Raw genomic sequence first — 11,312 nt, 5'->3', positions numbered from 1 at the left:
CAAACAAAAGCGGCAACAAGCAAAAATAGCCTACCTGGAAAGGAAACTCCAACAGCTCAAAAAAGAGATTGCGTGAGATTAGTTATATGGAAGAGGTATGATTTATCTATGCTTTATACTTACTTTTCTTATTGATTTTTTGTACTTCACAAATGATATTAGAATCATAAAGTACTTATTATTAGTACATTATCTGATAGTATGAAGTTTATGGAAGTGTGAGCAGTATGATCAAAGGATCTGGATAGGTGGAACAAATTCCTTACGTGGGTAGTATCCGTAGATATTGAAACGGGGGGGGCTCAACTATGAGCTGATAGATATAGCAGGAAATGCGAAGATTGGGGCTCTTGAGGTAAGTTATTCCTCTGTTAACTCTAATAGTTTATCAATAAAACTAATCTGCTTTTCATTGATCTTTTTACGGGCTGATGCAACATCAAACCATTCAGCCCTGTCTACTTCAGGAAAGGATTTCATTTTCCCTGAACTGGGCGGCCATTCCATCTCAAAAGTATTACTAACGATCGTGGTTACATCAAGATCTCCCGATACGGCCCAGCACTGAACTATCTTACCTCCCTTCTGCTTAATAGCAGATAGTGGAATAAAATTTCCTACCGGTGTATGCCCTGTCTCCTCTTCAAATTCTCTTATTGCTCCCAATAAGGCATCTTCTTCCTTCTTTAACTCTCCTTTGGGGATAGACCAGCTTCCTTCATCCTTACGGGCAAAAAAGGGGCCTCCGGGGTGTACCAGGAGTACTTCAAGTACTGATGAGTGTTTTCGATATAACAAGATACCACTGCTTGTTTTTGCCATAAGGCAAAACTAACATGAAATATTATATAAAGGGATATACTATTTCTTACCAGGAACGTTGCTTTACCAGATAGAATAAAAAATATTACTTGGAAATTTGCAAAATACAATTATTTTCGTGTCACAAATAAGAACAATGCCATCTCCTACAAGGGGTGGCATTATTAATTTAGTTATCCCTCAACATTGTAATTGTTACCCGTCATGAATATTGACATCAATTTCGAGAATGTATACCCGCTTAATGCGGTATCTACTGATTCAAATAAATCATACTTCTTTACGGAACTGGTAAATGGAGAACGATTAAAAATTATTGTAGAAATAGAGCAGGTTAAAAATCCATTTGTAAATGATTTTTTGAGCCTCGCTTTCGGTCCGGCAGGCACTGATGGAGAAATCAATGATTTTGCTGCTGTTAAACATCTTGACTATTCAAAAGCATTCTCCACTGTAATTTTTTACGCTTTAACTTTTATGAAAAACAATCCAGGTATTTATTTAGGTATTGACGGTTCAGATTTTCGCCGCGCATATCTTTATTATAGAATCTTACAGAGAAATTACGATTATCTAAATGATTATTTCCGCATTTATGGAATAAAATATTATGTAAGATTATTGAGGGGGAAAGATAAAAATGATTCATTAAATATCGATGAGCAGGAAGTAAAATCAATTCCAACCAGTATCACAAAAACACCTTTAACAAAACATAAATCATTATTTAATTGTTTCCTTTTTTCCTTAAGTTTGTAATAGATCATTGTTTAAAATTCCTTTTATGAAAGAAGAAATACTTAGAAGAGCAGATGAGCTCAATGAGAAATTAAAAAAACAGCGTATGGGTGGAACGATAGTACCACGTTACGTATATAATTCTATCACTGAAACTATTAAATCAAAGGAAGACGCTGATATGCTTAGGCTACTGCTTAAAGCAATAAAATAATAAACAGCTTATTAAAACAATACTTAAGAAGAGGTTGTGTCGTAGCGATACAGCCTCTTCTTGTTTGGGACATTGGTGGACATGATATTTCATTTAAATGATCATCAAACCTTTTATTTTTGATACTATCATTTAAATGATAGTCAGTCCGTCCATTTACGTTACATTCTTTATTCCACAAAAAAAGGGGCCGAAGCCCCTTTCAATATATCAATCAATTCAGATCTTTAATATTTCGAATCCGGACGGTTTGCAGCCTGTTTACCAAAATCCAACGCCGGTTTGCTACCCATTGTCAGTTTCAGTACACCACCTTTCAGAATATCCTCATGACGGATATAACTATTGTTATAAGGCTTACCATTCAGTGTAACACTCTGGATATAGATGTTCTGTGCATTGTTGTTCAGCGTTTCCACAGTAAATGTTTTACCACCCTGTAATTTCATGCTGGCTTTATCGAACAGCGGGCTACCAAATACATAGATACCTTTCGCAGGATTTACCGGATAAAAGCCCAGGGATGAAAATACGTACCAGGAAGACATTGCCCCACAATCTTCATTACCAGCCAATCCTTCAGGAGTAGCAGTATAGAATTCTTTCATTACCTGCCTTACTTTTTCTGCCGTTTTCCATTGGTTACCAGCATATGCATACATATAGGTAACATGGTGACTAGGCTCATTCCCATGCGCATACATGCCTATCAGGCCGGAGATATCGTTAGATGCCAGTTCACCCATGCTGCCTTTAGCAACAAACAAGCTATCCAGTTTCTTTGTAAATGGCTCATCACCACCCATCAGGTTGATCAGTCCTTCTACATCCTGCGGAACCAGCCAGGTATACTGCCAGCCATTACCCTCTGTAAAGTCTCCTTTCTCATGAATGGAATTGAATGGATCATAAGGTATTTTCCAGCTACCATCATCTAATTTTGGACGAACGAATTTAATGTTGCTGTCGAAGTAGTTCTTGTAATAATCCGCACGTTTTGAAAAATAGTTAAAGTCTTCAATACGGCCCAGTTTCTTCGCCATTGCAGCAATACACCAGTCATCCACCGCATATTCCATTGCTTTGGATACAGACTCATATTCTTTATCAGCAGGAATGTATCCTTTTGCTTTGATATCTTTCATGCCCAGATCATCGCGCATCGCAGAAGCCTTCATGGCTTCAAAAGCTGTGTTAGCATCAAAACCTTTAAATCCTTTCAGATATGCATCTGCAATAACAGGGGCCGCACTATAGCCCACCATACAGTTGGTTTCACTACCCATCAATGGCCAGATTGGCAGTTTACCCTGTTGCTTGAAAATAGTTACCATGGAATTAACGAAGCTGTTCACTCTTTCCGGCTGCGTTAAAGTATATAACGGCGCATCTGAACGATAGATATCCCACAGGGAGAAAACAGTATAATTATCAAAGCTTGGGTTTGGATATACTTTCTTATCTGTACCACGGTAAGCACCATTATGGTCATTAAATAAGATAGGAGCTACCATTGTGTGGTAGAAAGCTGAATAGAAAATACGTTTTGTGTTTTCGTCTTTCGTTTCCACTTTGATCTTAGACAATTCTGTATTCCATTTAGCACTGGCACTGTTGGTAGCAGCAGAGAAATCCCATCCTGGTATTTCAGCATTGATATTGGCTAGTGCATTTTCACTGCTTACAGGAGAGATACCAACCTTCAGCATTACCTGAGCAGGAGCCTTGTCGAAAGAGATCACACCTTTTACTTTCACCCCCTTTAGTTCTTTACCTGGTTGTTGGGTATTATCTTCAAATACGGCGAATTCTTTTAACGGAACATTACTGCGGATAGCGAACCAGAGGCGCTGATCTACTGCCCAGCCTTTGGAATAACGATATCCTTCCAGTGTATACTCATCTTTTTTGGTGATAAAGGTTTCAACCGGAGCATCCCAGCCGATACCTTCTTTCAGGTCAATGATGACATGTCCTTCTTCTCCCTGCGGAAAAGTATATTTATGAAATCCAACACGCTCAGAAGCAGTCAGTTCCACTTTAATTTTATAATCATCGAGTTGTACGGAGTAATATCCGGGAAAAGCTCTTTCGTTCTTATGTGAATAATGGGAGCCATAGCCAGAGGTAGGATCTTCCTGTGTACCGTGGTTAGTTCTGATTTTGCCTGTGTAAGGCATAATCAATACATCTCCGAGATCACCGATTCCGGTACCACTCAGGTGGGTTTGCGGAAATCCTATTACCACACTATCAGAATAGTGATAGCCGGAACACCAGTCCCACCCTTTTACAATATTGGTTGGTCCCACCTGTACCGCACCAAAAGGAACACTGGCACCTACAAATACGTGTCCATGTCCACCTGATCCTATATAAGGATCCACATATTCTACAGGTTTATAACTTTTTGTATTCTGCGCAGCTATTTTCTTCTGCGATTCCTGAACAGTCCCCTTTTTCTGCTGTCCATTTACATGAAAACCCGTGCAAAGCAGTGATAATGCCAGCAAGCGGTATTGCTTAAGACCCAATTGCATATCTCTAATTCCTTTAGTCAGGCAAGATACGGTATGGAAGGCAGAAAGGAAAACGATCGACCTAGGTTTATTTGGCAGTAACGATCCACCAGGTATTACTGCAAGGGTCTGTAATGCCGCCGGTTCGGATTGCATTCTAACTGGAATACTCATCAGTACGATCTGCAAATATGAAAGTACTGTCACCGATTTGTAATTCTCTATGACCAATCGTTTCATTTTTCCGGCGGCTGACATGTTTCTCTGTGGCTCCAAAGCCTTTTTGGTAAAATTCAGGAAAAGATCTGCATCATCTATAATCAAATAAGACATTACACGCTGGTAACCAATAGCTATGATAAGTTAATTTGCCATTTTTAATAATATTATTCTATAATAAAAAGAGAAGTTACAAAGTTTTTGTTATCCCTGAAATCCGCCATTTTATCATACTACGTATGTGTGAGGACTGCAGAATAGACATTAAATAACTTTAGAATAAAAATAAAATCTTATCTTTACTTTATTTATAATATGAGATATAATATAATTTTATATTATACAACCACCAAATATCCTATGAGATGAAAGGTATTCTACTCATTTTAATTGTTCCCCTGCTTATTTGCCTGAGTATTAATACACAGGCTCAGCAAACCGGATTGCAGGGAATTAATTATCAGGCAATAGCCAGAAACGCAAAAGGTGAAGTATTGGCTTTGCAGGCAATTCAGGTGAAATTCAGCATTTTAGACGGTTCTGAAGCAGGAAGCGCCTCCTATGTTGAAATCCAGAATGCGACTACAACAGCACAAGGGCTATTTACTTTGATGATTGGTAAAGGCCAGACTCAGCTTGGCTCTTTTAGCAATATACCCTGGAGCAATGGAAATCAATACCTGCAGGTTGAAATAGATATTAACGGAAGTGGTACCTTTTTAATGATAGGCGTAATGCCATTCATGAGTGTTCCTTATGCGTTATATGCCGCTAACGGAGGCTCCGGTGGTGGCGGTGGTGGTAGTGTAGCCATTAATTGGCTGGGCAGTTATGCTGTTGCACCGGCTTCAGCTATTGAGAACCAGGCCTATTATAATAGTACAGACAAGAAAGCATATATCTACGACAGTACCGGCACCTGGCAGATTCTTGCCCAGGATGGCATTCCGGGTACCAGTATATTCTGGCTGGGTACCTTTACCACGGATCCTACTGCTCCGGGACTAAACCAGGCTTATTACAATACGACTGACAAGAAAGCATATATATATGATGGTACTGCCTGGCAGATTCTTTCCCAGGATGGTGTTCAGGGTGTATCCATCAGCTGGCAGGGTACTTTTGCTACAGCTCCGGCCAGTCCATCACTGAACCAGGCTTATTATAATACAACCGACAGAACTTCTTACATATATGATGGTACTGCCTGGCAGATCCTTGCAGAAGGTGGGAGTGGATTTACTATAAAAACACTGGACTACAAACCAACGGGACATGTACAGCTCACCACTTCAGCCTTAGATACCGTTACCTCTACAGGCCGAACCTGGCTGATAGGCGGTAACCAGGCAACAGATGGTAGCGCAGATTTTATTGGGACACTGGACTCCACCGCTTTTATTATAAAAACAAATGGTAATGGTATCATTCAGGAAAGGATGCGTTTTAATGCGGGTCCTGGAATACTGATAAATGGTACTGCTGATACAACGGTCTTACAGGGAACGGGTGTACTGGCTGTATATTCAGGAAATGCTCCACTTGCACTCAATACGACACCTAATGTACCCCTGAATGGTATTAATGCATACGCAGGGGGAAACTCAGCAGCAATATTTGGTCGTAATTACAGCGGAGGATTTGGTGTTAAAGGTGTATCGAATACTGGTTATGGAATATACGGATATGGCAGCAACAAGAATTCTTACCCTGTTAGAGGAGAAAACTCTTCCATCAACGGGGGGTATGGTATTTATGGGGTAACGATGTCTCCGGCACTCAGCAGTTCCATTAGTTATGGAAGCGGTATAATAGGATACTCATTGAATACAGCTGCTGGTGTTGGTGTTCTAGGGGTGGGTAATAAAATTGACCTTCTTTCACCCACTGCGCTTCCTCTCCCAACCGGGGCCGGTGGTGTTCTTGGTGGTGCGGGGGTAGTAGGTATAGGTACTAATGTAGGTACATTCAACGTAGGAACAACTGTAGCATCAGGTGTAGGTGTTGCTGGTGGTGGTAATAATCAGAAACCTGTTGTACCAGTTGGCGGTGCAGGTGTATCAGGAAACAGTTTAAACATAGGTGTTGCCGGATATGCCCAAACCACCAATACTTCAGATCCTGAAGTAAAACGCTGGGGGGGGTATTTTGAATACAGAGTTCAAACTATTAATCCACTTGTGTTTACCCCATTGGTATATACTTACCTGGCCGGCCGGTATGATACCGCATCTACCCGTATGTACTTAGGCATTACATCAAACGCACCCAAAGCCACCATCGTAAAAGATGATAATGGCAACCGCCGGTTATTGTACTGTACAGAAGCACCGGAAGTTTTATTCCAGGATTTTGGAGAAGGACAACTAAAAAACGGTATCACACATATAGATCTCGAACGTTTACTTACAAGAAGCATCAGGGTGGATGAAAAACATCCGCTGAAAGTATTTATACAACTGGAAGGTGAATGTAATGGTGTATTTGTGACTAATAAATCTGCAAAGGGTTTTGATGTAAAAGAATTACAGGGTGGCAAATCTGATGTGTCTTTTACATGGCAGATAGTTGCTTCCCGTGCAGATGAAATTGATGTAGACGGTGTGCGTATCGCTTATTCCGACAGCCGTTTTGGTGCAGCTCCTGGTCCTTTACCAGCCGCTCAGGATTCTGTTCAGACTTCTCCTGTTAAAGCAACATTGAAAACAGAAGAAGAGGCAGTTGTAAACAAAGCATTCAAAAATCTGCAGTTCTCTACCGGTAAAGCGGAAATTTCTAAATCATCGCTCTCATCACTGGACAACATAGCTACTCTCCTGCAGGCCCATCCTGAATGGCATCTGAAACTGAGTGGTCATACAGATAGTGAAGGTACTCCTGCTTTGAACCAGGAATTATCTGAAAAGAGAAGTGAAGCAGTAAAACAGTATCTGCAAACTAAGGGTGTGGATGCAAAACATATTTCTGCTATTGGTTACGGACAAACGAAACCACTGACAACGAATCAAACAAAGGCAGAAAGAGAGAAAAACAGACGTGTGGAAATGGAAATCTTTACTGAACAACAATAAAATGAGACTAAGACATTTATTCCCTGTGTGTTTCCTGCTGCTTGCAGCAGGAAATGCTGTTGCTCAGAAACTGGAGAGGCAGGTATCGGCTTCTACCGGTGCCGGTGGTATAATACTCTCACAGATACAACTGGATTATACTGTTGGAGAAGCTGTAATAGAATCGAAAACCAGCAGTAGCCTCACGCTTACGCTTACTCAGGGTTTTCAGCAACCACCAACTGGCAGTAGATCCAACAGTCTCGCGGACGACATGGTACTTTATCCAAACCCTACTGTCGATCAGGCTGCCATTAAGTTTACACTTGATTCACTTACTAAAGTAGTTAACGTACGTGTTGTAAATCTGCTGGGGCAGGTGATGTTTACTGATAAGGTAGAACAATCTATGTCGCCTGGCGATCCATTCTGGAGCCTGAAGTATACTTTTGATGCTACCAAATGGCCTCAGGGACCTTATATTGTAAATATTAAAACGGATGGTGGATTATCTGTGACAAAAATCTTACTGAAATTCAACTAGGAACGCAGTATATTGTTGGCATGAAAAAACTGATTCCACCTTGTCTGCTACTTGCGGCAGTTATGACGCTCAATGTTATACCCTCTTTTGCCCAAAAGAAATCTCCCATCCTCAATCACATAGCCGTCTATGTATTCGACCTGGAAAAATGTACCGCCTTTTACCGGGATATTGTTCAGATCGATACCATTCCTGAACCTTTTCATGATGGCCGTCATACCTGGTTTAAAATAGGTACACACAGCCAGTTACACCTGATAAGTGGAGCTAAGGAAATTACCACTCACGATAAGAATTCACATCTTTGTTTCAGTGTACCATCCATAGACGAATTTATTGCCCGCCTGCATACGAACAATATTCCTTTTGAAAGCTGGAAGGGCGTTGCTGATACTCCCACTTCAAGGGTAGATGGTGTAAAACAGATTTACTTCAAAGATCCCGAAGGATATTGGGTAGAAATAAATGATGATAAGTATTAAGAGTTTTTTAATTCAGTATCCAGGGCAGCTCTTGTTTTAGGTAAACAGTAAGGATGCTGCTCCTGGATAAAAAGCATCATTTTTTCCCGCAAAAAACACCGTAGATCAAATGCTCTGCCCGAACTTCTGGCACTTATCAGTAACCTGATTTCCATTGTCCGCTCAGTGATATTCGTAACATGTACCACTTTTACCCGTTTATCCCATAACGGATGATCTTCCAATAAACGTTCAAATTCTGCCCGGATGGCATCCACAGGAGCATTATAATCCAGGTAAAGGAATACCGTACCCAGGATAGCAGAGCCCGTACGTGTCCAGTTCTGGAAAGGTTTTTCTATGAAATAGTTTATAGGCAGAATCAGTTTACGCTCATCCCAGATTCCCAGCACTACATAAGTGAGTGAAATCTCTTCCACCCTGCCCCACTCCCCTTCTACTACCAGCACATCATCTATCCGGATAGGCTGCGTAAAAGCGATCTGCATTCCTGCCAGGAAATTAGACAGGGAACGTTGTGCCGCAAAACCAACAATGATACCTCCTACTCCCACACCGGTCAGCAGACCAGCGCCAATTTTGCGAAGGCTATCAAAACTCAGCAGTACTGCACATAGGGTTAACAGGAGAATCATGCTGATGGTGAGCTTACGTACAAATTGTAATTGTGTGCGCAGTTTACGTTCTTTCAAATTATCTTCTTTCTTCAGATCATATGTATGGTACATATAATCTTCAAATACCTTTACCAACCCCGTCAGTGCATAACCGAAAGATATAATTAGTGAGATCTCTACTAGTTTACTTAAAATGGAGAGAGGTTTGGGAGAAAGCTCCATAAATGGCATCACCATATTAAATACCAGTATGGGCAGGAAATAATTGATTGGTTTACCCAGCCTGTTCAGCACAGATCTTACCAGCGAATAATCCGAAATATTCCTGGTAGTATGTTTCAGAAACAGTGCGAGCAAAAATTTAATAACAAACCCCGTCAGGACGGCCGCACATCCCAGCAATATATTCCATAGGAAAGGTGGCAAATGCAGGCTTTTCTGTAAATCTTCCAGCATAATGAGCAAATTTTATGGTAATCATGCTCTTACCTGCAAAGAACATACCGTGTCCAGTGCTTACAATTACGTATCTTTAGATTATTCAATGATTTAAAACATATAATTATTTTGTATTTTGACGAATTTGACCTGGATGACCGGGTATTGGATGGCATAGATGCCATGGGCTATACAACAGCGACACCTGTTCAGCAAAAAGTAATACCCCCTATTATAGCAGGAAGAGACATACTGGCCTGTGCACAGACAGGCACCGGTAAAACAGCCGCTTTCTTATTGCCTATTATACACCGGCTAATTACAGAACCACATGATGCACATAAAATCAATTCACTGATCATTGTGCCTACGCGTGAGCTGGCAGTACAGATAGCCCAAACGCTTGAAGGAATGTCTTATTTCACAAATGTGAGCTCTATTGCCGTATATGGTGGTAGCAACGGAGCCCTCTTCTCCGCAGAAAAGAAAGCCCTTTCTTCCGGAGTAGACATGGTAATATGCACCCCCGGCCGTATGATAGCCCATCTGAATATGGGATATGTAAAGCTGGATTCCGTGAAATACCTGGTATTGGATGAAGCTGACCGTATGCTGGACATGGGCTTTAATGATGATATCATCAAGATTACGTCATTCCTGCCCAAAGAAAGACAAAACCTGCTGTTTTCTGCAACCATGCCGGATAAGATCCGCAAGCTGGCCATGAAGATTCTCCATAATCCGGAAGAGATCAATATTGCCATTTCCAAGCCGCCTGAAAAAATTGTACAGGAAGCCTTTGTTGTATACGAAGAACAGAAGATTCCCCTGATCAAACATATCCTGCAGCAAAAGGAATTCGGCAGCATTATCGTTTTCTGCTCCCGCAAACAGAACGTAAAACAACTTGCTCAGGAACTGCAACGTGCCCGGTTCTCTGTGGAAGAGATCCATTCCGATCTGGAACAGGAGAAACGCGAACAGGTGCTGATGGACTTCAAGAACAAGAAACTGAAAATGCTGGTGGCAACAGATATCCTGAGCCGCGGTATCGATATAGAAGACATCGACCTCGTTATCAACTACGATGTACCAAATGATGCGGAAGATTATATTCACCGAATTGGTCGTACCGCCCGGGCTGCTACAGATGGTACTGCATACACTGTTATAAGCGAGAAGGAACAGCGGAAATTTGCCCGTATAGAAGAAGTGTTGGGAAAACCCGTTACCAAAGCTGTATTACCGGCGCAATTAGGTCCTGTACCGGAATATACGCCCAAGTCGCAGCGTTCCGGTGGTGGCGGTAACCGTGGTCAGTATGGTAAAAAACGCCCTGCACCTGGCGGTCACGGCAGAAGTAACAACAGTAATAACAACAGGAGAAGCGAAAAGCCACGACAATAACTTTCACCGATATTGATTCAAGCCGGAGGATAGCTGATCTCTTCCGGCATCGTTTTTTATACCCATTATTTCTATTATTTAGCCGGAGGATAACCGATCTCTTCCGGCATTGTCTTTTTATATAGCCCTACTCCTTTTCCATTTTTTGGAATTCTTTCCTGAATATAGATCTTTCCGGCATCCACCCAACTACACAAACCCTTTACAGCAGCGGATCTAACCCGATTTTTCAATCTGGCATCCAAATGGATTCTATTATATC

General features: G+C 41.3%; 9 protein-coding genes. 6 read left to right on the top strand and 3 right to left on the bottom strand.

Annotated features, from left to right (window positions below; all coding sequences use genetic code 11):
* Positions 1-360: 360 nt before the first annotated feature.
* On the bottom strand, positions 361-822 hold the full coding sequence (locus BM176_RS16345) for an NUDIX hydrolase (RefSeq protein ID WP_090104871.1): 462 nt from the start codon (positions 820-822) through the stop codon (positions 361-363).
* A 204-nt stretch (positions 823-1,026) separates the two neighbouring features.
* On the opposite strand from BM176_RS16345, the gene BM176_RS16340 reads away from it, so the two are divergent.
* Positions 1,027-1,581, top strand: a complete 555-nt coding sequence (locus BM176_RS16340) for a DUF6934 family protein (RefSeq protein WP_090104869.1) — start codon at positions 1,027-1,029, stop codon at positions 1,579-1,581.
* Between the two features lie 25 nt (positions 1,582-1,606).
* Positions 1,607-1,774 carry a hypothetical protein gene (locus BM176_RS32510; RefSeq protein WP_177230427.1) on the top strand — a complete coding sequence of 56 codons (168 nt, stop codon included), beginning with the start codon at positions 1,607-1,609 and terminating at the stop codon, positions 1,772-1,774.
* A gap of 227 nt (positions 1,775-2,001) precedes the next feature.
* Here the strand turns inward: BM176_RS32510 and BM176_RS16335 are convergent, their stop codons facing one another.
* Positions 2,002-4,626 carry a GH92 family glycosyl hydrolase gene (locus BM176_RS16335; protein WP_255373523.1) on the bottom strand — a complete coding sequence of 875 codons (2,625 nt, stop codon included), beginning with the start codon at positions 4,624-4,626 and terminating at the stop codon, positions 2,002-2,004.
* A gap of 251 nt (positions 4,627-4,877) precedes the next feature.
* Between BM176_RS16335 and BM176_RS16330 the strand changes: the two genes are divergently transcribed.
* Genes BM176_RS16330 through BM176_RS16320 form a run of 3 tightly spaced genes read left to right on the top strand, consistent with a single transcriptional unit; the run spans position 4,878 to position 8,588 of the window.
* The gene (locus tag BM176_RS16330; protein WP_090104867.1) at positions 4,878-7,583 is read left to right on the top strand and encodes an OmpA family protein; all 2,706 of its coding nucleotides are present in this window, start codon (positions 4,878-4,880) and stop codon (positions 7,581-7,583) included.
* Between the two features lies 1 nt (position 7,584).
* Positions 7,585-8,106: a T9SS type A sorting domain-containing protein gene (locus tag BM176_RS16325; protein WP_090104865.1), complete on the top strand. Its 522-nt coding sequence runs from the start codon at positions 7,585-7,587 to the stop codon at positions 8,104-8,106.
* Between the two features lie 20 nt (positions 8,107-8,126).
* Complete coding sequence (locus BM176_RS16320; RefSeq protein ID WP_255373522.1) at positions 8,127-8,588, top strand: VOC family protein; 462 nt, start codon at positions 8,127-8,129, stop codon at positions 8,586-8,588.
* Here the strand turns inward: BM176_RS16320 and BM176_RS16315 are convergent.
* Positions 8,585-9,661 carry a mechanosensitive ion channel family protein gene (locus BM176_RS16315; protein WP_090104855.1) on the bottom strand — a complete coding sequence of 359 codons (1,077 nt, stop codon included), beginning with the start codon at positions 9,659-9,661 and terminating at the stop codon, positions 8,585-8,587. The genes BM176_RS16320 and BM176_RS16315 overlap by 4 nt on opposite strands.
* Before the next feature lie 111 nt (positions 9,662-9,772).
* Here BM176_RS16315 and BM176_RS16310 point away from each other — a divergent pair, with 111 nt between their 5' ends.
* Positions 9,773-11,050 (top strand): DEAD/DEAH box helicase, encoded by a 1,278-nt coding sequence (locus tag BM176_RS16310; RefSeq protein WP_090104853.1) that lies wholly within the window; start codon positions 9,773-9,775, stop codon positions 11,048-11,050.
* Positions 11,051-11,312 lie beyond the last annotated feature (262 nt).

The sequence above is a fragment of the Chitinophaga sp. CF118 genome, assembly GCF_900112615.1.
GTDB lineage: Bacteria > Bacteroidota > Bacteroidia > Chitinophagales > Chitinophagaceae > Chitinophaga.
This window is presented reverse-complemented; position numbering and strand designations above follow the sequence as displayed.

Excerpts from the sequence above, each read along its gene's own strand:
- BM176_RS16335 (WP_255373523.1), bottom strand. The coding sequence starts at position 4,626 with ATGTCTTATTTGATTATAGATGATGCAGATCTTTTCCTGAATTTTACC.
- BM176_RS16345 (WP_090104871.1), bottom strand. The coding sequence starts at position 822 with ATGGCAAAAACAAGCAGTGGTATCTTGTTATATCGAAAACACTCATCA.
- BM176_RS16315 (WP_090104855.1), bottom strand. The coding sequence starts at position 9,661 with ATGCTGGAAGATTTACAGAAAAGCCTGCATTTGCCACCTTTCCTATGG.
- BM176_RS32510 (WP_177230427.1), top strand. The coding sequence starts at position 1,607 with ATGAAAGAAGAAATACTTAGAAGAGCAGATGAGCTCAATGAGAAATTA.
- BM176_RS16330 (WP_090104867.1), top strand. The coding sequence starts at position 4,878 with ATGAAAGGTATTCTACTCATTTTAATTGTTCCCCTGCTTATTTGCCTG.
- BM176_RS16340 (WP_090104869.1), top strand. The coding sequence starts at position 1,027 with ATGAATATTGACATCAATTTCGAGAATGTATACCCGCTTAATGCGGTA.
- BM176_RS16325 (WP_090104865.1), top strand. The coding sequence starts at position 7,585 with ATGAGACTAAGACATTTATTCCCTGTGTGTTTCCTGCTGCTTGCAGCA.
- BM176_RS16320 (WP_255373522.1), top strand. The coding sequence starts at position 8,127 with ATGAAAAAACTGATTCCACCTTGTCTGCTACTTGCGGCAGTTATGACG.